We start from the raw sequence: 22,654 nt of genomic DNA, 5'->3' as shown, positions 1-22,654 counted from the left end.
TGCAGCCTGGCCGTCGGCGAGTCCTGGAACAGGCCGGGTGGTTCCTCCTGGGTTGCATGTTACATTCAGCCGCCGACGTCCTGACCCACTATGACGATGGCCCATTGCTGTTCTGGCCGCTGCAATGGGAAACACGGTTCCACAGCCCCGTCAGCCATTGGGATCCGGCCCACCACGGGCTCGCCATGACCATAACGGAATTAGTAATGGACTTTATTCTGTTGTCCTGGCTGGCATCCCGCCACTCCTGCCACAGGCTGCTCTACCAGCTGCGATTGATGCCGGCATGATGCCAATGCCGGTACGAGCCGAACATGGTCAGCATACCCGCGTGTCCAAACGTCCGGAAAATTTCTCTTGCGTCGGCGAGCACTACGCCTGGGCATCGATTATTTCTCGACGAACGCGCGTTCGATCACGTAGCTGCCGGGGTCGCCGATGCGGGGGGACACCCTGAATCCGCGCTCCTCCAGCAGGTCGCTGATATCCTGCAGCATCCGCGGGCTGCCGCAGATCATGGCGCGGTCGATTCCCGGGTCGAGCGGGGGCAGGCCGATGTCCTCGAACAGCTTGCCGGATTCGATCAGGTCGGTAAACCGGCCCTGGTTGCGGAAAGGTTCGCGCGTGACGGTCGGATAATAGATCAGCTTGTCACGCACCTCTTCGCCGAAGAATTTGTTCCGCGGCAATTCCTTCGTGATGAAATCGGCGTAGGCCAACTCGTTGACGTAGCGCACGCCGTGAATCAGCACAATCTTGTCGAACCGTTCGTAAGCTTGCGGGTCCTGGATCACGCTCATGAATGGTGCGAGACCGGTGCCGGTGGAGAACAGATAGAGGTGCTTGCCCGGCAGCAGATCGTGCAGCACCAGCGTGCCGGTGGGCTTGCGGCTCACCAGCACCTCGTTGCCGGCTTCAAGATGCTGCAGGCATGAGGTCAGCGGCCCGTCGGGCACCTTGATGCTGAAAAACTCCAGATGCTCTTCGTAATTGGGGCTGGCGATGCTATAGGCGCGCACCAGCGGGCGGCCTTCCACCTGCAGACCGATCATCACGAACTGGCCGTTTTCGAACCGCAGGCCGGGGTCGCGCGTGGTCTTGAAGCTGAACAGTGTGTCGTTCCAGTGGTGTACGCTCAGGACGCGTTCTGCAGCGAGGCGCTCATGTGTATTTATCTCTTTCTCAATGAATCGCAGCCTTCAGTGCGGGTACCGCTTCGAATAGGGCAGAACATCGTCTGGGTGCCGCCGAAGGGCGGCAGCGGTCCGGTCTATTCCGCCATGTGAGCCTGATAGCGTTAAACAACGATTGAAATTTGTTGCCGCTTGAGCGCCGGATATTAATGGGCTTACTCAGCCGACGCATTGTGCTGCGACACCCGGAAAGGAAGTACGGCCATGAAATCACCAAGCATGGACGATCTGCCAAGAAAATTGATATTTGGAACATGGCCGAAAATGCGACCCTGCTGCATCATGAATCGATGCTATGTGCGCTCTCGTGCACGGCTTGCCGCAAGCTTCAGCTAATTGCAATTGTGGCTTTTCAAACTATTGAGCAAAGGAGCAAAAAATGGGCTGCTATAATTCCGTCGTTATCGACGCCCCGGCCGATCAGGTATGGGCGAAGGTAAGAAACTTCCATGATCTTTCCTGGGCTGCGGGCGTCATTGAGCAATGTGTCGCCGTCGGCAACATCCCCGCCACCCAGATTGGCGCCAAGCGCGTGTTGAACAATGCCTTTCATGAAACGCTTCATGCGCTTGACGATCTGGCACGCGTGGTGCGATACAGCATCGACGATGGCCCGGGTGCCGCATCGAAAGACAATGTACAGGGCTATGTCGGCGAGGTGCGCGTCTTTACCGTGACCGAGAATAACGGCAGCTTCGTCGTCTGGGCGTCAAGCTGGGATTCCAGCGGCGGAGGCGTCGCCGAATTCTGCAATCCGATTTATCGAGCGCTACTGGCTGCCTTGAAAAAAAGCTTTGCCTGAAACGCAAGCGTCCGAAACGTGGCAACAGCCGGCGGCATCCGTCGCCGGCTAAATTCCCAGGAAACGCGTAAGCGGGTAACGAAAGGTGTCGTCATGACACTTGAGCGCGCCCAATATAGCGGTGCCGGAAAATTCCCTGGTATCATATTGGCACAGGCTGACTACCGGAAACCGGTGCCCCAGGCCGGTGTTGTAGCGAGCCTCAAACTCGTTTAGCTCATCGATTCCCATGCCTTTGTGCAAAAACCAGGCCATATCGCCGAGCACCCGCAATCGGTGAATGCCATGCTTGCTGGCATCCAGGAACGATTTTTCGAGAAAGGCATACATCTCCGCCCCACTCGACATTCCATCCATCACAACCAGACGGCCTTCATTCATATCCATGTCAATGGCTGGCCTGACGCTGCGCAACTCGCCCAGAATGTGAGTCTGTGCAGCGTCGGCGGCCACCATGAAGCAGCGATCACCAGCTTGCAGCCCATCAAGCAGGAAAGGCAGCGACATCTTTAACCGGCCGGGATCGGTTTCGTAAAATGCGCATAGGTGACTACCGTAATCGATGGCAATTCCCTCAAGCTTGATGTGAGCTACCCTGCCGGTCGCGTGTTCGACTTTGACACTGCTCCCCGCCACCGTACCTTGTTCTAAATATGCATATAGATCCGAGAGACGGAAGCGGCGCTCACGTTTGACGCCTATACGCAGGCAAGGCAACTTGCCAGAATCGCTCCAGCGCCGCAGAGAAATCTCGCTTGTATTCAATATCTTGGCGGCTTGCTTGATGTTCAGAAGCTCTTCCGCTTCGTGCCCAGCAATGTTCATGGTTTCTCTTGTCATCACCCGTCTGTCGCTTGATATGTCCAACCGTTCTCGTCATTGCAACCGCAAACCATCTACGAAACAAATTGAAACCCCCAACACATTCGCTCCGAAATTGCGTCTGTGCCATACACAAAAACCAACAATAAAAATATCTTGACTTGAATTGTAACATGATATAAAAATGACATCAATGATCATCATTGATCATTGATGAATATCATTGAGTATGGTTAATGAAATGAGCGGCGGAAAGCAAACTAAAAACGAGCGGCATATTCATCATTGGCGTCACCCGCACACGGTACGCCGTGCCCATCGGGTGGCTCTGGTGGTAGGTACCGTCCTCAACCTCATCAACCACTACGACCTGATATTCGGTTCAGCACTGACTGGCAGCGTTGCCATTCAAATCGTCCTGACCTATCTGGTTCCCTATGTCGTTTCGACGCACGGTCAGGTCAGCAGCCATCTCGATAATGCACGGAGGAGTATCAACGATGAAAAAATGCAATGACCATGATCTACTTGCAGCAACGCTGGCCACAACACTTGTTTTGGCAGCAAATAATGCCAACGCATTGAATTTGGGCTCGGATTTCAACCTGACGGCAACGCCTGCCGGTGGCGGCATGGCCGGGGTTGGATATGCGCGCCCTCAGGATCCTGTCTCTGCCGTGTTTGGCAATCCGGCAACGATGACCCAGCTGGAGGGTGATACGGCGTTTAGTCTGGGAATGTCATACCTTGGTGTCGATGCACGCGCCAAGCACGACGGATCGGTTACGGGAGCCCCCTTCAGTGCCGATTCCGATGCTTCCGATTACGTTCTGCCAACCGTCGGCGCAGAGCAGAGACTGACGGACAAAGCGGTAATCGGTGGTGGCATTCAAATGATTTCCGGGCTCGGCGCCGATTTCAGAGCCGCCACAGCTCTCCGGCCGCAGGTCGAGCTCATTGTATTCGGGGCGAACGTCGGCGGCGCCTATCAAATGACCCCCCAACTCAGTGTCGGCGCATCGGCGACGGTGGCCTTTGGTTTGCTGGAACTTGGCCTGCTCTCGAATACCGCGCTCAAGCATGATTTCGGAGTCCGCGGCACGGTAGGCGCGACCTATGATGCCGGCCCAGCCATTGTGAGCCTGACTTATAACAGCCCGTTGAGCCTCAGTTTCAGAAAGGTGACTGAAACCGCGCCGGGACAACTCTCCACCTTCGACCTGCAGCAGCCGCAGGAAGGCATCATCGGAATCGCCTCGTCACCCAGGCTATGGCCCAACCTGCTGCTTGAGGCTGATTTTATTTACAAGAACTGGGGTAATGCGGATGGCTATAAAGATGTCTGGAAAGACCAGGGAATCCTTGCCTTGGGGGCCCAATACACGATGGGCCAATGGGTGGGGCGTTTGGGTTACAGCTATGCCAGCGATTTGCAGAAAAGCAACGTCGGCAATTCGGTAGGCAACTTCAATAGTCTGTCCTTCGGGGGCGGAGCCGTTCCCATCTCGCCGACCCTGGTCAAATTCGTTCAGGCCACCTTGGTGCAACCCTACTGGCAACAGCAAATCGCGGCCGGGGTTGGCTATAAGTTCAACCAGAAAGCCAGGGTTGATCTTCAAGGGGCTTATGCCTTCGATGGAGATCGCCGGATCGGCGGCACCAAGGTTGAAGTTAACGAATTCCAGGTCGGCGCCGCATTCACCTGGAATTTCTAACCATATGTTTATAGATAAATTTAAAAAATTATGTCTTGCCACCAGGCAATGCATAAATGGTGGCGCAGAGCGCGTCGCATTTTCAACCTCAGAGGAGATCATCATGAGCAATGCAGGCAATTACAGTTTTTATGGCGCACTCAGCCACCCTCCCGTACGGGCTGCGGGGAATGCTCCCGACATGTCCGTGTATCGCCCACAGGGCACGCCTGAGTATGGAAGCTTCCGTTACAAGGCTCCGGCGGAAGGTTTGCTTCAAGTCGGCGGACCACACAGCACGGAAACTGTATGGAGCGATGATTTCGAGATTGCGTGGACCAAAATGGGCGACAAGGGACCGCTTGTCCTTTTTCTGCATGGCGTTCCGACCAATCGTTCGCAGTGGGAGGAGGTCCAGGGGCAGGTGTCACGGTTCTGCGAGACGATCTCCATCGATATGCTCGGTATGGGCGAAAGCTCCAAGCCGCGTCTTTACGGTCGCAAGCATAATGCCGAACCGAATGACCTTTGGCATTGGCCACGCGATACGGATTACATCGAGAAGCTGATGCAGCAGGAGTATCCCGGCAGAAAATTCATCTTTGTTGCCGACGACTGGGGGAGCGGCATATCTTCGCATTACGCCGCCAGGTATAACGACAGGCTGAACGCCTTCGTCCAGATGGATCCGATTGCCTTCGACGGTTATCCGGTCAACGAGATACAAGCGATCGGCCGGGCATCGGCCATACCCAATACGCCGGAAGGCGACGCCCAATACGCGATGCTGTTTGCCGCCTTCGACCAGACCTTGGTGCAAATCCTGAAGACCATGGTGCACGATCCATCAAAATACAACCAGTACAACATGCGTTATCTCACTTTTCCCTACGTCGACGTGGACTATGAGCGTAATGGAACGGGCGACGGTATTAGCGATGTTGCCAAATCAACCACCATGCGCCTGAAGCTCCATAACATGCGGGTGCTCTCGGACCGTGCGGCCATTCTCAGCCCCGCCCTGCTTCTGCCGCATCATCCGCAGCACAACCCCAACGGGGTACGCTACCAGGATGTTACCGTACCGACCTTGATCATGTGGGGTGAAAACGACAACATGATGCCCGCCGCGCAAACCCAAAGATTTGCCAACGTGCTCGGTACGGATGATGTCCAGATTACTTATATACCGAGGTCGGGACATTTCCCGGCCACGGATAATCCGAATGGCGTTGCGGATACACTCATCAACTTCATTCGCCGCGTGATGGGACGTAGTGCGCTTGCAGACGTCTATGTAGGAAACAGTAGCATCTGGAAAGGCGACGAACGGCAGATGGTGCAAGAGTTGCGTGCCCTGTATCGGGTTGCTGGCTAGGCGTTATCGAATAAAACTCCATATCTCCAAAGCGGACCGGGGATAGTCACCGATCCGCTTATTTTTATGGGAATCCGGACTTCACTGTGGGTGACTTCGATCAGCGTTTCAAGTCGCGGTAGAAATTCTCATGTGGCCGATGGCTTCAAGATAGATCAGTCGCACCTCGTCATCCACGGTATACCCAAGCAGGTGTAGTTGCCCCTGGCTGCGGAACTTGTGGACCAGCAGCTGCGCCAAGCCACCCTTCTTCCTTTCACCGAGGGCCCGGGTTCTCGGCGACGGTCTCGACGGCCACATCGACATCGGCGGCAACATTGTCGTGGAGTTTCTTGTACTGTCTGGCGAAACGCCGCGTTTGCCGGACATCGTAACTCATGCGGGATGGCTGCGTGGGAAGAATGGCGTGGCCTCTTCACGCGGCTCAGACATCGAAATCAATGCTTCTGCTTTTATTAATCCATAGATGCGCCATGCAGCAGGATTTCGAAAATCGGCGTACTGCTACCGCTCAACCCCGCATCCCGCTTACATAAGCCGCCGTGAGTTCGTGCGCCGGTTCCTCGAATATCTGCCGGCACTGGCCGAACTCGACCAGCGTGCCGGTGCGCTCTTTAGCCCAGAAAAATCCGGCGTAGTTGGCGATGCGCCGCGCCTGAGCCAGGTTGTGGGTGACGATGACCACGGTATAGCGCCCGCGCAGATCCTGAATCAGATCCTCCACCACGCCGGACGACAGTGGGTCGAGCGCGCTGCAGGGCTCGTCCATGAGCAGGATTTCCGGTTGCAGCGCCAGCGCGCGTGCGATGCACAGGCGCTGCTGCTGGCCGCCGGAAAGCACCAGGGCTGGTGCGTCCAGCCTGTCCCTGACTTCATCCCACAGGCCAACATCGCGTAGCGCGGCCTCCGTTTTTTCTTCGAGCGCTGTGCATGCCCTCACGCCATGCTCGCGCAGCGGCATTTGAATATTGCGACGGATGGAAAGCGGAAACGGGTTTGGCTTCTGGAAGATCATGCCGACCTGACGGCGCAGCGCCTGTACGTCGGTATCTGGATCATGCACGTCGCGCCCGTCGATCTCGATCCCACCCTCCACCGTGCAGCCCGGAATCAGGTCGGTGAGCCGGTTGAGGCTGGAGAGAAAACTGGTCTTGCCGCAGCCGGAAGGGCCGATCAGCGCCGTGATGCAGCCGCGGTAGATGTCGAGTGCGACGTTCTCCAGCGCCGGCTGGCCGGCGTAGCGCAACGACAGGTTCGTCACCCGGATCACCGGTTCCGGTTCGCAGCACGCAGGGCCGGATTGCAAAGGGCCGACAGTATAGGCTTCGCTCCCGTTTTGCGGCGTGCAGCAGGGTTCAGGCGTCTTGGTCATGATTGGGCGATTCTCTTTTGCAACAGGTTTTGCGCCAGCCACAAGGCGATATTGTTGATGACGATCAGGAGCACGACCAGCACCAGCGCCGTGGCATAGGCGTTGGCGTCGCCGCCGGCGACGTTCATGGAAAGGTCGTAGATGTGCACCGCCAGCGCCCGCCCGGAATCAGCAAGCGAGGACGGCATGCGGTCAACGTAACCGCTGGTGAATATCAATGCTGCCGTCTCCGCCATGGCACGGCCGATGCCCAGCATCAGCGCCGCTGCCAGCGCGGGAGTGGCGGCAGGCAGCAGGATGTGCGACAGCGCCGCACTGCGCGACAGCCCCAGTGCTGCGGCGCCACGGCGCCAGTCGTCCGGCACCGCGCGCAGGCCGGCCTCGGCGGTACGGATGAAAATGGGCAGCGCCATGCAGGCCAGCGTCAGGCCGCCGGCAAGGATGGAGAACCCCAGCCCCAGAAACACGCTGAAAAAAGCCATGCCGAACAGCCCGAACACGATGGAAGGCACACCCGCCAGCACGTCCAGGCTCAAGCCGACCAGTTGCGCGAAGCGGTTGCCGGGGGAAACGAATTCCGACAGCAGTACTGCCGTCGCCAGGCCGAGCGGTGTGGCGACGACCATCGCCACCGCCAGAATGAGTAAGGTAGAAACCAGAATGGAGCCGATGCCGCCACTGCGGCCTGCATTCTCGGTGGCAGCCGTGAGGAAATTCCAGGAAAGCTGGCCGGCGCCATGCCACAGCATATCGCCCACCAACCACAGAAAGCTGCCCGCCACCGATGCCGCCACACCCCAGACCAATAGCGCAAGCAGCAAATCGCGCAGAAACCTGGGATTGCGTCTAGCCATGCAGCTGCCTTCCTCCCAGTCGGCCGGCAGCCGCAACCAGCGTCACCACCAGCAGCATCAGCGCCAGGCCGGAGACGAACAGCGCGGCGCGGTGGTCGCCAGTGGCATAGGCCATTTCCAGCGCAATGTTGGCGGTGAGTGTACGCACCGGGTCGAACAGACTGGCCGGCATCTGCACCACGTTGCCGGCCACCATCAGCACCGCCATGGTTTCGCCCAGCGCCCGTGCCGCAGCCAGAAGGATACCGGCGACGATGCCGCCGCGCGCCGCGGGCAGCGCCACACCCAGGATGATGCCGGATCGCGGCAATCCCAGCGCTGCCGCCCCGCGCAGATAGCTTTCCGGCACCGCGCCCAGTGCGGCCTCCGCCGTCAGCGCCACCGTGGGCAGCACCATCAGCGCCAGGATCAGGATACCCGCCAGCAGGCTGGCGCCCGGAGGCTGCCATTGGGCGATGCGCGGCACCAGCACGGTCAGCCCCCACAGCCCGAATACCACCGAAGGGATGCCCGCCAACAGCGCCACCATGCGCCGGAACAGACCGGCGATTGCAGGCGGCGCGTAATAGCGGCCGAACACCGCCGAGGCAACGCCCAGCGGCCCGGCCACCAGGATGGCGCCGAGAGACGAGGCCGCCGTCGCTCCCAGCATCGGTGCGAGGTTGAGCATGCCTTCCAGCGGATGCCAGCCGGGGTCAGTCAGAAAACGCAGCACGCCCACGCGTTGCAGCACCGGCCAAGATTCGCGCAGCAGGAACAGCACGATCAGCAGCAGAATGCCGACGGCGAGGGTTGCCGCCAGGGCAAGCGCCGCGGTCAGGCGCGCATCAGCGCGCGAGGGGGACGAAATACTGGGCTTCGACAAGATCATTCACGTCCTTCGAGCGGGCAAAGTCGATGAACCGTTTTGCCAGCCCCTGCGGTGCGGTTTTGGTCACCAGGTTGAGCGGGCGCGAAAACGGAAAGCTGCCGTTACGCACATTTTCCACCGTGGCGGCCACCCCATCCATGGGCAGCAGTTTGATCGATGTACCGTTGCCCACCTCGAATTCCGCCGTGCCGACGGAAACATAGCCGATCGCGCCGGGATTGCCGGCCACCGTCTTGATGCCCTGCTGATTGTCGCCGATCACCACATGCGCCTTGATCTCGCTGTTCTTGAGCTTGAAATGGTGCAGGAAAAGCTCCAGCGTCGAGTGCCCTTCCGCCTTGTTGACCACGGTGATGCGGGCGTCCTTGCCGCCCACCTCGCGCCAGTTGGCGATCTTGCCGGTGTAGATGTCGATCACCTGCTGATTGGTGAGCGCCTTGACCGGATTATCCTTGTGCAGAATCACGCTGACGCCGTCCAGCGCGATGGTAAAGCTTTTGAGGTCGTTTTCTTCCGGGTTGAGCGCACGCGACGCCATGCCGATGTCGGCCAGCCCGTTGCGGGCGTCATTGGTGCCTCTGGAAGAACCGCCGGTCTGCACGTCCACGCGCACGCCGGGGTTCAGCTTTTCAAAGCGCTTGCCGATCTCCGCCGCCAGCGGCGCGATGGTACTGGAACCGGTCAGCACCAGTTTCTGCTCGGCGGCGTGCGCGAGCGGCGCTGCTGCCAGAATCAGGGCAAAGGCAAAAGTTTTAAGGACGGATATTGCTGCGAGCGGTTTCATGAATGGAATCTCCGGCAAGTACGAACAATTCTGGGCTGACAGGCAACGGAGCCCGCACGGGGGCTCCGCAGGCACATTAGAACAGCCCCAGCCAAAAATGTCCTGCTGCGCCGAGCATCACGATCACGGCAACCATCATCATCATTTTTTCATGGATGCACATACCCTTGGTTTCGCTGCACTTACCGTCAAGCTTACACATATGAGACATTTGAGACTCCTTGGTTGATTCATAAAGTTGTAAAAAGAACGGCGCGCATTCAGCTCCGTTTTGGTTAAACGGCGCAAATTCGATAACCTTACAGATATGAAGTAATAGATTCTTCTCAGATGAACCCGAGCGTTTCATCAGTTACAGAAAAACTACCATTTCACCATCGTGGTTGTTCATGTGTTTATTTCCTTCGGGTGGCTTGCGATAGCGCGTCCCCCCGTTATTTTTCGGCCGATGTAGGCTTCGCTCAGCGGACCGGGCAAGGACAAGCCGCCGTCCAGTGCGTAGCACCTAACGTCGCACAGGCCGGCCTGGTACATCCATTGCCGGAGTTGCTGCGATTCGACGGACCGATAGCGCCAGCGCAAGCCATGCAATGCGCTGATTCGATCGGCGCGAGTCGTGACGATCAACAAGGGTGCACCAGCCCGCAGCACGCGCGCCATTTCCCTGACGGTCTCGGACGGATTGGTGCTGTGTTCCAGCATGTGGGCGCTCATTACCATATCGAAATCGCCCTCCGCATAAGGCAGGCAATCGACATTGCCGTAACGCAGTTGCGCGGTCAGCCCCGAACGCCGGAGGTTGTCGCGAGCCCGTGCGAGCATGCGCGGGGCAATGTCCATGCCATGGATTTCGAGTGCGTTGGGAATGGTTTTCGTCAATGCCATGCTGAACGCGCCGGTGCCTATGCCGCCATCGAGTACCTTTGCGCCATCCCGCAGGCACCCCAGCCAGCCATCGCTTGCCAGTTCGGCGAACAGTCTGGCGTAGGCCCGCGAGTAGCCCAGCAGCCCCAGGATCGGATGCCAAAGCCAGGCAGCAGCGTCGTACATGCGGGCCAGGTCAGTAGTCTGCGGAACTGTCCGCCGAATGGTGACGCGCCAGGTTCCGATGGATAGCTCGAGCATGCTTCCGCCCGGTATGACGATTCAAATCGCCGTCGCCGCGAGCGGTCTCTAGACCGCAGCGGGAGCTACCCGGTGGCGGCGCAGCACTTCCAGATAAACGTCTGGCTCGGGGCGAATACGGTAGTTATCGGTCTCATGTGTCCAGATCACCTTGCCGTTCTTGTCGGTAATGATGACCGTTGGCAGTACGGTTTCGCTGTCGTACCCCATCATTTGCATGCCCATCGGCAGGCCGTGAGCCTGTTCGATGCCCAGCGCGCGTGCCGCGGCATTTTCCTCGTCGGTCAGAAAGTCGAAGTTCACGCCGTATTTTTTCGCCAGAGCCTCGGTATTGCTATGCGGTTGCGGAGAAATCAGGGCAACCCGGACGCCGAGAGCGCTGATGTCCTTGTATCTGCTTACCAGTTCCTTGATCTGGGCCATGCACAAAGGACACCAGTTGCCGCGAAAGAAAATCAGGATGGCGGGTTTGTCGGCCAACTGTGCCGACGTCACCGCCGCACCGCTGGCGTTCCTGACAGTAAAATTGGGCAAGGTAGAGCCAACCTTGAGCTTTGCGCTAGGCATGCGCCCGCCATAAGTTGAAAACCAGTAGGCATACAGCAAAAACCCGACCCATCCGACGATCGCCAATGCCGGGGCAAGGACACTTGCGCCCTGCCCGAACCAGATCCAAACGGCAAGGCCGGTGCCGATTGCGCCCAGGAAGTTGAGAAATGGAAAATGCGCGCTGGTGCGCGCCACGTTTTTGAACATCATGAGCCAGCTGATCACCATCATCAGCGGGCCGGCAGTCAGCATCACGCCGCCCCAGGCGATTGGGTTCCCGCCCTGGTAAAGCATCCATCCGGCATAACCGGCAATAGCCATCGCCAGCATCATGTAATTGCTGATAAACATCGATTTAAGCAGATTCATCATAGGTCTCCAAAATGATGGTGGGTTATATCTTTCCTGCACTTTCTGGAGCCATCATAGGTGGCTGAATTAAGCATTGGAATATCAATATTTGATAAACTGATATGCAAAAATGTGACAGTATATTTCTTGACGCAGCCAACTGTAGCCGCCAGGCTTTAGCATTCCACCACCGACGCCCAGCTTGCATGAGGGTAAAAAAGTGACTGCATTGGATTGGGACGATCTCAAGCATTTTCTTGCGCTAAGCCGCCACGGTTCGGTGCGTGCCGCCGCGGACAAGCTCGGGGTCAGCCATTCCACGGTGGCACGACGCATCGAAGCGTTCGAGAAGCGGCTCGGCGTACGTTTGTTCGAGCGCTCGCCCGGCGGCTACGCCATCACCACTGCCGGCGAGGAGGTATTGGCGGTCGCCGAGCAGATGGAAAGTGAAATACACGGCCTGGAACGGCGCATATTGGGGCGGGATCAACAACTCAGCGGCGATATCCGGGTGACCATGGTCGATGTGCTGGGCACGCATCTGCTCATGCCGCATCTGGCGGAATTTTCCAAGCGCTATCCCGACATTTCGCTTGAAGTCGTGATTGCGCACGACATCGCTTTCGATACGCTCGACCTGAGCAAACGCGAAGCGGACGTGGCCCTGCGCTTTACCCAAAAGCCACCCGATCGGTTAGTCGGAAAATGCCTGGCCAACATGTACTGCGCGGCGTACGCCTCGGAGGAGTACGTCAAGCAACATGACTTCGATGGCGGCGCGACGGCGCGCTGGATCGACTGTGTCAAGCGTGGCGATTATCCCGCCTGGATCAAGAACGGCGATTACCCGCACATCCCGGCCAAGGGAGCTTTTCAAAGCCTGCTGCTCCAGTTTGAAGCCGCCAAGGCAGGCATGGGTATCGGCATGCTGCCCTGCTTTCTGGGCGACCCGGAACCGACATTACAACGCCTGCCGCCCGGCGTGGCCCGACCCAGTTACGATCTCTGGCTGCTTACCCACACCGATATGCGCACGACGGCGCGATTGCGGGTTTTTTCCGAATTTATCGCGAATGCGGTTCTAAGCCACCGTGAACTTATTGAAGGCAGAAGTGTGAATTGATATTGAGGAGGGGACGCCTAGCGCCTTTTCATCAACAACAGATTCGCCACCAGTCCGGTCCAGCCGGTCTGGTGCGCGGCACCCAGCCCCTGCCCCGTTTCACCGTGGTAATACTCGTTGAACAGCAATAGATCCCGCCAGTGCGGGTCGCTCTGGTACGGGCTGTCGGCAGCAAAGGCGGGAATCCTGCCGTTCTCATCGCGGCGGAATACGCCTGCCACGCGGTCTGCCAGCAGGCAGGAAACTTCACGTAGCGTCATCTCGCGGTTGTCCATGCACGGCACTTCCACCTTGAAATTATCGCCGAGGAATTGCTGGAACTTCATCAGGGTTTCGATCAACAGGAAATTGACCGGCGCCCACACCGGGCCGCGCCAGTTTGAATTGCCGCCGAACAGCCCGGTATTCGATTCGCCCGGCAGGTACTCGATCAGCGCGCGACCGATGGCAGGCAGCCAGCCCAGGTCGTGGTGCGCGGCGTGGATGTGGCTCACGCTGCGGATGCCGTGCAATGATAGGAATTCGTCTTCGTTCAGCAAACGCTTGAGGATGGGCGGCAGCATGTGGTGGTTGGCAAGGGATAGCAAGTGTTCGCCGCGTTCGTTGGTGTGCGCCGGGCAGGCGCAGATGGTGTGGCCGTCGAACATGCCGCCCATGTGCGCCATCAGCGTTTTGGCAAATCTGGGCGAGGCTTCCAGCAGTCGTGCATCCACAATCTCGCAGGCGAACAGCGGGATGATGCCGACCATGGAAAACACATCGATGCGGTGGCGGCTGCCGTCCGGGGTGACGATGATGTCCTTGAAGAAGCCGTCCTCGGCATCCCACAGCGACGGGCTGTGATCGACGTTGCCCGCCATGACGTTGGCCATTGTAAGGAACTGGCTGTAGCACTGCAGGGCGACATCCTCGTAATCCGGTTCCTCCACTGCCAGTTCCAGCGCAATCATGGTCATGTTGAGCGCGAACATCGCCACCCAGCCGGTGGCGTCGGCCTGTTTCAGCCGGTAGCCGGGCGGCAGCGGCTGCGAGCGGTCATAGACGGAGATGTTGTCCAGCCCCAGAAAGCCGCCTTCGAACACACCGTGGCCTTCGCTGTCCTTGGCATTGAGCCACCAGGTGTAGTTGAGCAAAAGCTTGTGCATGGCGCGGCGCAAAAAACCGAGATCGCCATGCCCGCGCTGTTCGCGCTCCATGCGGAACACCTTGAGCACGGCCATGGCATGCACCGGCGGATTGACGTCGCCGAACGCCCATTCATAGGCGGGAATCTGGCCGTTGGGGTGTAGGGTATCCTCGTGCAGCAGGATTTCGAGCTGCCGCTTGGCAAAATCGATATCCACCAGCGCCAGCGGCAGCGCATGGAAAGCCAGATCCCAGGCCGCGAACCAGGGAAACTCCCAGCTATCCGGCACCGACATCACGTCCGCCGCGCGGAAATGCCGCCACTGGCGGTTGCGCCCGGTTTTGCGCGATTCCGGTGGCGGCACGATGTCACCATCCAGCCAGCGCGCCACGTCGTAATGGTAGAACTGCTTGTTCCAGATCATGCCGGCCAGCGCCTGGCGCAGGATGGCGCGATCCCGATCGTCGTCGGGCAGCAGGCTGCGATAGAAGGCATCGGCCTCGTGCTCGCGCGCAACGAATATCTCTTCCGATTTGTGAAAAGGCTCGGCCAGCGCCTTTTCGGACAGCACCAGTTCCAGCGTTACATCGGCGCCCGGCTCCACGGTGCGGGTATGCCAGGCGGCAAATTTGGTACCGGCGTGCACCGGGTTGACCGCGCCCTCCTCGCCATGCACTACACGGCGATGAAAAGCGTCTTTCACGTAAGGCATGCGGTTGGGCCGGCCCCACAGCGTCTCGGCGTTGCTGTCGTTTTCCGTGAACAGCGGCAAAGCCGTCTGCCGGCCATACAGATAGTATTCGCCCAGTCCTTCGATAGATGCGCGCACCGCCCATGCCGCGCCTTCTGGCGCCTGGTCGAATACAATTTCCGGCTTGCCCTCGGCGCCCTCGCCCCAGGCCCAGGTGTTGCGGCACCACAGCGTAGGCAAGAGGTGCAGTACGGCCGGCTGCGGCCCGCGGTTGGCGGCGACGATGCGGATATGGATCTGCCCCGGCGCGGCCTTCGCGTATGCCACATCCACATCCCAGTAGCGGTTGTCGGCAAAAACGCCCGTATCCAGCAGGCTGAACGGCTGGTCGGCGCGGGTGCGGCGCGCGTTTTCCTCCACCAGCTGGCGGTAGGGAAAGGCGTGCTGCGGATACTTGTAGCGGTAACGCAGGAAACTGTGGCTGGGAGAGGCGTCCAGATAAAAATAGGCTTCCTTGACATCTTCGCCGTGGTTGCCCTGGTTGCCGGTCAGTCCAAAGGCGCGCTCCTTCAGGATGGGATCGACGCCGTTCCACAGGGCGAGCGCGAAACACAGCCGCTGCTGCTCGTCGCTGATGCCGCCAAGACCGTCCTCGCTCCAGCGGTAGGCGCGGGCACGGGACTGCTCGTGGTCGAAATACTCCCATGCCGTGCCATCCATGCTGTAATCCTCGCGCACCGTACCCCAGGCGCGTTCGGCCAGGTACGGCCCCCACAGATGCCAGTTCTCCTGTCCCTGCCGCAGCGCTTCCAGGCGCCGACACTCGGCGGACGAAGCCTCGCCGTTCAGCAGATAACGGGCAAATTCGCCGACCCGCTCCAGCAGGCCATCGTCAGGCTTGTGCTGCATGCTCATGGTGAGTCTCCTTGTTGCTTCGCATCTGGGCGCAGCGCAGTTTCCACCAGGCTTCCAGCGTGCAGGCCACCGACCAGGCCTGCGCCGGGCAGCCGCGCGGCGTGTGCGGAGGGTCGCCGTCGAAAATCTCGCTCACCGTGCCCAGGCCCGCTTCATTGAGGTGTTCGAATATCGGCTCCAGCCGCAGCAGTGCAAGATCCGCATCGCCGCTCACCCGGTATTCCGCCAAGGCGTAGTGCCCTAGCAGCCAGGCCCATACCGTGCCCTGATGATAGGCGCTGTCACGCTCCCACACCCCACCCTGCACCCGCGGGCGATAGCCGGAATGCACGGGAGCAAGCGAGCGCAAGCCGCGGGAGGTAAGCAGATATCTGGCGCACTGGGAGACGATATCGTGCCGGGTTTCCTTGTCCAGCGGACTGAACGGCAGGCTGACGGCAAAAATCTGGTTGGGGCGGATGCTATCGTCGTCGCCGTCCGGCCCGTCCAGCACATCCAGCAGGCCGCCGCGATCCGGCCGGATATAGCGCCGGAATCCCTCTTTCGCGCGCTCCGCCATTGTCGCGTATTCGCGGCTCCGCGCATCGTCCTTGAGGCGCCGGGCAAATTGCGCCATCACTTCCAGCGCGTTGTACCACAGGGCGTTGACCTCCACCGGCTTGCCGATGCGCGGCGTGATGACGGTGTCATTGACCTTGGCGTCCATCCAGGTGAGCTGGACGCCCGGCTCGCCCGCACGCAGCAGGCCGTCGGCTGCGTCCACAGCGATGCCGTGGCGGGTGCCGTCGCGATAATGCGCGACGATCTGCTGCAGTATCGGCCAGGCTTTAGCCACCGACGGCAGGTCGCGGCACGACTCCAGATAGGCGCGCCAAGCTTCGATGTACCACAGCGCGGCATCCACCGTATTGTGTTGCGCCGCTTCGCCGTCGCCGGGAAAATAATTGGGTAGCATGCCGCGATCGACCAGCGGCAGATAGCCCAGCAACAGGTTGCGCGCTGCCTGGTAACGTCCCGTCGCCAGCAGCAGGCCGGGCAGCGCAATCATGCTGTCGCGCCCCCACTCGCCGAACCAGGGGTAGCCGGCCACGATGGCATCGCGCCCGCTACCGTTTTTCTGTTCATGGCGGATCACGAAACTGTCTGCCGCCAGAATCAACTGGTCGATCCAGACCGGCGCCTGCGTGAGTTCCGGCACCGAAATCTTGGCCTGCGTCAGCATGGCCAGGTCGCGCGACTGGAAACGCCGCATCGCGTCCATCGTGTAACGGAGTGGTTCGTCTTCCTCGATGGAGGCTGTCAGGCCGACCCAGTGGCCGGCGTGGATGGGAAAAACCATGTGGCCGACGCAGTGGTGGCGGTCACGGTCGGACAGGCCGCGCTCGCGCTCCGCGGGCAGATCGAAATCCTCCGCCCAGAAATCCGCGCGCTCCACCACGCCGCAACGGGAACGAAAATGCAGGGTATGGCAACCGGCATGAATGAGATCCAGCTCGTAATCGTTCGCAACGATGGTGGGGGAAGTATCCCCGAATCCAGTGGTGCCGTGATGATCGCGGACATTGGTCAGCAGGCGCACGCGTAGCAGCACTTCCCGATCCTCGGGATTTTCCAGCAGACGCCAGGCGAGATGGGTGCTGTGTCTGCCGTGCTCCATCCAGATGCGCGCCTCGATCAGCATGCCTTCCAGGTTGTAGCGCCATACCGGCATACGGCCATCCAGGTGAAATGATTCGATGGCGAGATGTCCGCGCGGCTCCACGGCGCCATTGCCCCAGCGGTTGGTGTGCAGGGGCGTGACGCGGTTCCCATCCAGCAGTTCCGCATCCGCCTTGGCGAACAGTAAATGGCGTTGCCCGGAGTTCAGACACGGGGCGATCAACAGCCCGTGGTAGCGGCGGGTCAGGGTGCCGGCCACGGTGCCGCCGGCATACCCGCCCTTGCCGTTCGCCAGCCACCATTCGTGCTGTTCCGCGAGATCGAGCCTGCCGCAGATTTCCCGCCCCAGATGCACTATTTGCGGAAGTGCGTAGGTCATGACGGCCTCCCTTGTTTTGTGTGTGCCGCAATTACCGGGTGATCATGCTTCTGGAAACTGCTCCTGGATGATGCACTCGGCCTCCAACCAATCCTGTAGTTCGCAATCCGGTGCGAAACCGCGTCTTTCCGCCAGGTAGTAGGCCGTTTCCGCGATCATGTCCTGTCGCGATTTGGCGGGGACTGACTGTTTGCGCCTTGCGGAAGTTTTTCTGCCGACAGTCGTTTGGGGCGACTTGGATGTGGTTGCGTTCATTTCCTTCTCCTCGTCTTGGTTTTAAGTGGCGGGAGTCATGTCACCATGACTGTTAGACGAAATCGTCCGCGCATCCTTACAGTTTGCAGGTGGCCCGCACCTGCGGGGTCGCGCAAATGCCGCCCGGTTTGCAGGTTTGCATCGGGCGGAAGATACTCCCCCGGCGCAAAACAGCGCCACCAGCGCCACGCCGATAAAAATCGGCCGATACGGCTCCAGTACCGTCAGGTTGCTTAAGATTACTTCCGCAGTCAGATACTGAGTCAAGCGATATGAAACATCATCAGGACGGTCTGAGCATCGGCGCATTCGCCAAGGCCGCATGGCGGCATACGCCGTTATGGGGAAGACGACAATTTCAGTGTCATGAAATGCATGAAGGATGCAGGAAAATCAGGCGGCATCGGCCACCCGGCAAATGGTCAGGAATTCTTCCGTCACCAGTGAGGCGCTACCGATCAGCCCGCCATCGATGTCCGGCATGGCAAACAACTCCGCCGCGTTGTCGGCCTTGACGCTGCCGCCGTACAGGATGCGCAGGCGTTCCGCCGCGGTTTCATCCAGTAGCGCGACATGCCCGCGCAGAAAGGCGAGTATGGTCTGCGCATGTTCCGGGGTTGCCGATTTTCCGGTGCCGATGGCCCAGATCGGCTCATAGGCGAGCACACCCTTGGCCAATCCCCGGACACCGACGTGATCGACCACCGCATTCAACTGGCGGATGGCCACGCTATCCGTCATCCCCGCCTCGAATTCGCTCAGGGTTTCCCCTACGCAGAAGATGGGGGTCAGGCCCGCCTTGAGCGCCATTTCGAAGCGCTCGCCCGCTGCATCGTCGCTCTCATAACCGCGTTCGCGCCGTTCCGAATGGCCGATGATGACGTATTTGCAGCCGAATTCCACCAGCATGCCGGGGGCGACCGAGCCGGTATAGGGACCGAATTCGTGCCTGCTCATGTTTTGGCCGCCCCAAGCGACCGGCGTGTCCGCGAGCAAGACCTGCGCCTGGTAAAGGTAGGGATGGGGAACGCAGATCGCGCAGTCTATCTTGCGAAGTTCGCGCATGCCCTGCACCACACCTGCCATGAACGCCCGGTTATCCGGGATGCTGCCGTTCATCTTGCGATTGGCGACGACCAGTTTACGCCTCATAGAAACTCTTCGGCTTATTCATCGGGATATTGCTCCCGGATGAGGCGCTCCGCCTCGAACCAGTCCCGCAATTCGTACCCTGGCACATACCCCCGATTTTTGGCAATGAGATAGGTCATCTCCGCAATCATACGCTGCTTCAGCAGGGCGGGAATGTGCACACGGGATGCCTTAGATATATTGACCGCCTTGCCAATTTCGGAAGATCGGGTTGTCGCGGTATTCATTTTGACTCTCCTTGTCCTGGGGTGAGCGGCTTTGAACTTGCCGCCCCTCATACGTTTAGACGCAAGACCATGGCAAACCTGACAGGAAAATCCCGCAATTTTGGAGCCCATCGAGATACCGACACTGGCAATCGCATATGGTTGTAAGGAATCCAGTCTCCGCCCGTTTAATCACGAGGAACGGACTTAACGCGTTCTGTCGACGACTGTTAAACTGGCGCTTTCCAGTGACAGGCGAGCATGAACGACCATGACGAAAAAAAATGTTACGAACTCGATCGCACATCTTGAGGAGCATGCGGACTACCTTTTCAGCTACGCGATGTTGAAGTTAAAGGATGTCGCCCTGGCGGAGGATATGGTGCAGGACACCTTGCTGTCGGCTGTGGCAGCTCGGGAAGGATTTACAGCACAGGCTTCGGTCAGAACCTGGCTCACCACCATCCTCAAAAACAGGATGATCGATCACTGGCGTCGTCAGGGACGCGAGATTGCGGCATCCGATCTGGTCGGGGACGACGGCAGCGGGGACAGCATCGATGACTTCTTCGACCAGGCCGGACGCTGGTTCGAGATGCCCAATGCCTATCCTAGCCCGGATGAGGCGCTGCAGAGCAAGGAGTTCTGGAACATCTTTGAACAGTGCCTGTCGCGACTCAAGTCGCAACAGGCGGAAGTGTTTCTGGCCAGGGAAATGTATGGCATGAGCAATGAGGAAATACGCGAAAGCTTCTCGCTGGGCGAGAGCAATGTATGGGTGCTGATGCACCGCGCCCGAGTGTCCCTCGGCAAATGCCTGGATATGAACTGGATGAAATGATCAAGGAAACAAGGCCATGTTGAACTGCAAGCAAGCAAGCGCATTGATGTCGCGGGCCATGGACGAAAAGCTACCGTTCGGCAAGAGAATGGCGCTGAAACTGCACCTCTTCATATGCGATGGTTGCACCAATTTTTCCAGCCAGACTTTCTTGCTGCGCAAGGCTGCCCGCTCTTTTGGAAAGTGCCGGCATTGCAAAGACCTGCGCCTTTCCGACGAAGCCAGGCAGCGCATTTTCCGCGCATTAAAAGATGTTCAAGCCCGGAAAGACTAAAGAAACCTTAACCCGCCTAACAAGTAAAGAAAGTCCGATCATGAATGATATTGTGATGTATACCACCGCGACCTGCCCTTATTGCCGTGCGGCCGAACAGTTGCTGCATGGCCGGGGCATTAAGGATATTTCGTTTGTCCGTGTCGATATCGATCCGCAAAAACGTGCGGAGATGATGGAGCGCACGGGTCGGCGCAGCGTGCCTCAGATTTATATCGGGAATCGCCATGTCGGCGGTTTTGACGACTTGCAGGCATTGGACCGTTCCGGCGAACTGAACCACCTGTTGAATGCCTGAACTGACGGGTAGGCGCCGGGGCCATTCAGCTGCGGGTTGCCGGCGGCCTCGCAAGTAAAAGGAAACGACGTGAGTCCGGTTGACGGAATAAACGCAGCGACACCCTCTTTACCCGCGGCAAACACCCATGCCCGTTCCAACCTTGCCGCATCCGGCGGACCAGGAATGCCACCGGCATTTTCGATCCCGGGATACCCGGGTTCGCCGAATGGAAAAGATGCCATAAGCGCAGAGCCTGCCAAATCGAATTCCGGGCACATCCCCCTGACAAACCAACAGCCAAGCCAGCAGCCCGTCGCAGGAAAACAGGTTTTCCACGAAAAAGCCCTTGGATTGCGTGCGCAGCGACAGCAACTGCTGGCATCCAACATCGCCAATGCCGATACCCCAAACTACAAGGCGGTGGACATCGATGTTGAAGCTGTGTTGCAGGAGGTGAAGGCCGGAAGAGAACCGCTCGCCATGGCAGCCACATCCCCGGAACACCTTGCCGGGCAGACATCTTCGGGGCAATCCCGCCTTCCGATCAAATACCGCATCCCGCTGCAACCGAGTCTGGATGGAAACACGGTGGATATGCAGGTCGAGCAAGCCAAATTTTCCGAGAATGCACTCAAGTACCAATTCTCTCTTGACCGCGTGGGGGGTCGCTTCAAGATGATGAGAGAACTGCTGAACGACTTGAAATGATCTGCGGCGCCCTCAGAGGGAAGACCCCTAATATAAACAACAATATAAAGGACATAAACATGAAACCGCTTGAACTCGCTGGCATCGAGGCTTGTGTCTTCGACGCCTACGGCACCCTCTTCGACGTAAGCAGCGTTGCCCGTGGCGCGCAGGCTGGACTCGGTGAGCAGTGGCAACCCCTATCCGACCTGTGGCGCTCCAAACAGCTTCAGTACACCTGGCTCCGGGGGTTGAACGGGCAATACGCCGATTTTTGGCAAGTGACGGGCGATGCCCTGGATTTTGCCATGTCGACCCTGAGACTCGAAGACCGCAATCTGCGAGAAAGACTGATGAGCCTTTATCTCGAGTTGAGTACGTATCCGGAAGTACCCGGCGCCCTGCGCCGCCTGAAGGGCGGTGGCATGAGGCTCGCCGTTTTGTCCAATGGCTCGCCCGGAATGCTGGCTTCCGCGGCTTCGAATGCCGGCATCGCCGATTTGTTCGACGCGATATTATCGGCCGATGAGGTAAAGGTCTATAAACCGCATCCTTCAGTTTACCAAATGGCCCCGGAACGCCTGGGTGTGGCTGCAAAAAACATCTGTTACCTTTCTTCCAACGGCTGGGACGCCTACTCGGCCAAGGCGTTCGGATTTCAGGTTTTGTGGTGCAACCGGTTTAACCATGCGCCGGAGAATATACCGGCAACCCCGAATGCAGAAATCCGGGATCTTTCCTGCCTTCCAGGGACAATAACGGCATGAATGATTTCAATGGCTGGCCTGACGCCCGGTGAAACCGGGCGCGGGCTGTCCTGCCTCTGACTGCCTTCCTCAGCGCGAGTGTTGTTTTCCTTGCAGCGAAGCAATGATCGGACAGGAAACAGTCCCCTGGTTAACGCAGCAGTCGTCAATCATCCGCGCAAGGACGGACTCGATCCGATGCAGGTCGGCAAGCTTCTCGCGCGCATCCTTGAGCTTGTGCTCCGCCAGCGCCCGCGCCTCATCGCAGTGGGTGCCGTCATCCAGCCGCAATAGCTCCGCAATCTCATCCAGGCTGAACCCCAGCCGTTGCGCGGATTTCACGAATCGCACCCGCGCAACGTCGCTTTCCCCATAACGGCGTATGCCCCCATAGGGCTTGTCCGGCTCAAGCAGCAGGCCCTTGCGCTGATAGAACCGGATGGTCTCCACATTGACTCCGGCCGCCTTGGCGAATGCGCCGATGGTCAGACCGTCCTGATGATGTTTCATATCACTTGACTCCGT

The 22,654-nt window shown here is 59.0% G+C and carries 28 protein-coding genes and 1 pseudogene; 12 read left to right on the top strand and 17 right to left on the bottom strand.

All coding sequences use genetic code 11. The features are described 5' to 3' along the window. On the top strand, nt 1–290 hold a 290-nt coding region (locus tag VGK14_RS05985), incomplete at its 5' end, for a hypothetical protein (protein WP_331508031.1). 99 nt (nt 291–389) lie between these two features. On the opposite strand, the gene VGK14_RS05980 is transcribed toward VGK14_RS05985, so the two are convergent. Next, the gene (locus tag VGK14_RS05980) at nt 390–1,175 is read right to left on the bottom strand and encodes a ferredoxin--NADP reductase (protein ID WP_331508035.1); all 786 of its coding nucleotides are present in this window, start codon (nt 1,173–1,175) and stop codon (nt 390–392) included. Between the two features lie 397 nt (nt 1,176–1,572). On the opposite strand from VGK14_RS05980, the gene VGK14_RS05975 reads away from it, so the two are divergent. Continuing rightward, nucleotides 1,573–1,995, top strand: a complete 423-nt coding sequence (locus VGK14_RS05975; protein WP_331508030.1) for an SRPBCC family protein — start codon at nt 1,573–1,575, stop codon at nt 1,993–1,995. Nucleotides 1,996–2,043: 48 nt separating this feature from the next. On the opposite strand, the gene VGK14_RS05970 is transcribed toward VGK14_RS05975, so the two are convergent. Further along, complete coding sequence (locus VGK14_RS05970) at nt 2,044–2,820, bottom strand: MEDS domain-containing protein (protein ID WP_331508029.1); 777 nt, start codon at nt 2,818–2,820, stop codon at nt 2,044–2,046. A 226-nt stretch (nt 2,821–3,046) separates the two neighbouring features. Here VGK14_RS05970 and nrtS point away from each other — a divergent pair, with 226 nt between their 5' ends. The 3 genes from nrtS (at nt 3,047) to VGK14_RS05955 (ending at nt 5,889) form a co-directional block, all read left to right on the top strand. Beyond that, nucleotides 3,047–3,334 carry a nitrate/nitrite transporter NrtS gene (gene nrtS / locus VGK14_RS05965; protein WP_331508028.1) on the top strand — a complete coding sequence of 96 codons (288 nt, stop codon included), beginning with the start codon at nt 3,047–3,049 and terminating at the stop codon, nt 3,332–3,334. Next, nucleotides 3,318–4,532 (top strand): OmpP1/FadL family transporter, encoded by a 1,215-nt coding sequence (locus tag VGK14_RS05960; protein ID WP_331508027.1) that lies wholly within the window; start codon nt 3,318–3,320, stop codon nt 4,530–4,532. The genes nrtS and VGK14_RS05960 overlap by 17 nt, the downstream gene beginning before the upstream one ends. A 103-nt stretch (nt 4,533–4,635) precedes the next feature. Then, nucleotides 4,636–5,889 (top strand): alpha/beta hydrolase, encoded by a 1,254-nt coding sequence (locus VGK14_RS05955; protein WP_331508026.1) that lies wholly within the window; start codon nt 4,636–4,638, stop codon nt 5,887–5,889. Between the two features lie 108 nt (nt 5,890–5,997). Here VGK14_RS05955 and VGK14_RS05950 read toward each other — a convergent pair whose 3' ends face one another. After that, nucleotides 5,998–6,189 carry a type II toxin-antitoxin system RelE/ParE family toxin gene (locus VGK14_RS05950; RefSeq protein WP_331508025.1) on the bottom strand — a complete coding sequence of 64 codons (192 nt, stop codon included), beginning with the start codon at nt 6,187–6,189 and terminating at the stop codon, nt 5,998–6,000. Here VGK14_RS05950 and VGK14_RS14695 point away from each other — a divergent pair. Further along, entirely contained in the window at nt 6,107–6,355 is a 249-nt protein-coding gene (locus VGK14_RS14695) for a hypothetical protein (RefSeq protein WP_422656614.1), read from the top strand. The genes VGK14_RS05950 and VGK14_RS14695 overlap by 83 nt on opposite strands. Before the next feature lie 45 nt (nt 6,356–6,400). On the opposite strand, the gene VGK14_RS05940 is transcribed toward VGK14_RS14695, so the two are convergent. The 7 genes from VGK14_RS05940 to VGK14_RS05910 form a co-directional block, all read right to left on the bottom strand. Beyond that, on the bottom strand, nt 6,401–7,261 hold the full coding sequence (locus VGK14_RS05940) for a phosphate ABC transporter ATP-binding protein (protein WP_331508023.1): 861 nt from the start codon (nt 7,259–7,261) through the stop codon (nt 6,401–6,403). Further along, the gene (gene pstA / locus VGK14_RS05935; RefSeq protein WP_331508022.1) at nt 7,258–8,115 is read right to left on the bottom strand and encodes a phosphate ABC transporter permease PstA; all 858 of its coding nucleotides are present in this window, start codon (nt 8,113–8,115) and stop codon (nt 7,258–7,260) included. Before pstA ends, VGK14_RS05940 begins: the two co-directional genes overlap by 4 nt. Further along, nucleotides 8,108–8,980, bottom strand: a complete 873-nt coding sequence (gene pstC, locus VGK14_RS05930; protein ID WP_331508021.1) for a phosphate ABC transporter permease subunit PstC — start codon at nt 8,978–8,980, stop codon at nt 8,108–8,110. Before pstC ends, pstA begins: the two co-directional genes overlap by 8 nt. Continuing rightward, nucleotides 8,943–9,770, bottom strand: coding sequence for a phosphate ABC transporter substrate-binding protein (locus VGK14_RS05925; protein ID WP_331508020.1), 828 nt, complete (start codon nt 9,768–9,770; stop codon nt 8,943–8,945). The genes pstC and VGK14_RS05925 overlap by 38 nt, the downstream gene beginning before the upstream one ends. A 76-nt stretch (nt 9,771–9,846) precedes the next feature. Then, a complete protein-coding gene (locus VGK14_RS05920) occupies nt 9,847–10,119 on the bottom strand; it encodes a hypothetical protein (RefSeq protein ID WP_331508019.1) in 273 nt (90 codons plus the stop codon). A gap of 38 nt (nt 10,120–10,157) precedes the next feature. Then, entirely contained in the window at nt 10,158–10,895 is a 738-nt protein-coding gene (locus tag VGK14_RS05915; RefSeq protein ID WP_331508018.1) for a class I SAM-dependent methyltransferase, read from the bottom strand. Nucleotides 10,896–10,943: 48 nt separating this feature from the next. After that, nucleotides 10,944–11,816, bottom strand: coding sequence for a peroxiredoxin family protein (locus VGK14_RS05910; protein WP_331508017.1), 873 nt, complete (start codon nt 11,814–11,816; stop codon nt 10,944–10,946). 199 nt (nt 11,817–12,015) lie between these two features. On the opposite strand from VGK14_RS05910, the gene VGK14_RS05905 reads away from it, so the two are divergent. After that, nucleotides 12,016–12,918, top strand: coding sequence for a LysR family transcriptional regulator (locus tag VGK14_RS05905; protein ID WP_331508016.1), 903 nt, complete (start codon nt 12,016–12,018; stop codon nt 12,916–12,918). A gap of 17 nt (nt 12,919–12,935) precedes the next feature. On the opposite strand, the gene VGK14_RS05900 is transcribed toward VGK14_RS05905, so the two are convergent. From VGK14_RS05900 to VGK14_RS05875, 6 genes and pseudogenes are all read right to left on the bottom strand, one after another. Next, a complete protein-coding gene (locus VGK14_RS05900) occupies nt 12,936–15,650 on the bottom strand; it encodes an MGH1-like glycoside hydrolase domain-containing protein (RefSeq protein WP_331508015.1) in 2,715 nt (904 codons plus the stop codon). After that, complete coding sequence (locus tag VGK14_RS05895) at nt 15,628–17,688, bottom strand: amylo-alpha-1,6-glucosidase (RefSeq protein ID WP_331508014.1); 2,061 nt, start codon at nt 17,686–17,688, stop codon at nt 15,628–15,630. Before VGK14_RS05895 ends, VGK14_RS05900 begins: the two co-directional genes overlap by 23 nt. Before the next feature lie 42 nt (nt 17,689–17,730). Then, nucleotides 17,731–17,943: a DUF2934 domain-containing protein gene (locus VGK14_RS05890; RefSeq protein ID WP_331508013.1), complete on the bottom strand. Its 213-nt coding sequence runs from the start codon at nt 17,941–17,943 to the stop codon at nt 17,731–17,733. Between the two features lie 79 nt (nt 17,944–18,022). Continuing rightward, a pseudogene (locus VGK14_RS05885) lies at nt 18,023–18,180 on the bottom strand (mercuric transporter MerT family protein); the annotation flags it as partial. 156 nt (nt 18,181–18,336) lie between these two features. Continuing rightward, nucleotides 18,337–19,095: a triose-phosphate isomerase gene (tpiA, locus tag VGK14_RS05880; protein WP_331508012.1), complete on the bottom strand. Its 759-nt coding sequence runs from the start codon at nt 19,093–19,095 to the stop codon at nt 18,337–18,339. A gap of 14 nt (nt 19,096–19,109) precedes the next feature. Further along, nucleotides 19,110–19,322: a DUF2934 domain-containing protein gene (locus VGK14_RS05875; RefSeq protein WP_331508011.1), complete on the bottom strand. Its 213-nt coding sequence runs from the start codon at nt 19,320–19,322 to the stop codon at nt 19,110–19,112. Nucleotides 19,323–19,572: 250 nt separating this feature from the next. Between VGK14_RS05875 and VGK14_RS05870 the strand changes: the two genes are divergently transcribed. From VGK14_RS05870 to VGK14_RS05850, 5 genes are all read left to right on the top strand, one after another. Continuing rightward, nucleotides 19,573–20,142, top strand: a complete 570-nt coding sequence (locus VGK14_RS05870) for a sigma-70 family RNA polymerase sigma factor (protein ID WP_331508010.1) — start codon at nt 19,573–19,575, stop codon at nt 20,140–20,142. A 16-nt stretch (nt 20,143–20,158) separates the two neighbouring features. Beyond that, nucleotides 20,159–20,416 (top strand): zf-HC2 domain-containing protein, encoded by a 258-nt coding sequence (locus tag VGK14_RS05865; protein ID WP_331508009.1) that lies wholly within the window; start codon nt 20,159–20,161, stop codon nt 20,414–20,416. 40 nt (nt 20,417–20,456) lie between these two features. Continuing rightward, the gene (gene grxC / locus VGK14_RS05860) at nt 20,457–20,714 is read left to right on the top strand and encodes a glutaredoxin 3 (protein WP_331508008.1); all 258 of its coding nucleotides are present in this window, start codon (nt 20,457–20,459) and stop codon (nt 20,712–20,714) included. 69 nt (nt 20,715–20,783) lie between these two features. Continuing rightward, nucleotides 20,784–21,404 carry a flagellar basal body rod protein FlgB gene (flgB, locus tag VGK14_RS05855; protein WP_331508007.1) on the top strand — a complete coding sequence of 207 codons (621 nt, stop codon included), beginning with the start codon at nt 20,784–20,786 and terminating at the stop codon, nt 21,402–21,404. A gap of 59 nt (nt 21,405–21,463) precedes the next feature. Further along, entirely contained in the window at nt 21,464–22,150 is a 687-nt protein-coding gene (locus VGK14_RS05850) for a haloacid dehalogenase type II (RefSeq protein WP_331508006.1), read from the top strand. A gap of 69 nt (nt 22,151–22,219) precedes the next feature. Here VGK14_RS05850 and merR read toward each other — a convergent pair whose 3' ends face one another. Next, entirely contained in the window at nt 22,220–22,639 is a 420-nt protein-coding gene (merR, locus tag VGK14_RS05845) for an Hg(II)-responsive transcriptional regulator (protein ID WP_331508005.1), read from the bottom strand. Nucleotides 22,640–22,654: the final 15 nt, after the last annotated feature.

Source organism: Novimethylophilus sp. (genome assembly GCF_036504375.1).
In the GTDB taxonomy this organism is placed as follows: domain Bacteria; phylum Pseudomonadota; class Gammaproteobacteria; order Burkholderiales; family Methylophilaceae; genus Novimethylophilus.
The sequence above is the reverse complement of the archived record's forward strand: the minus strand, read 5'-3'. Positions and strand labels throughout refer to the sequence as shown.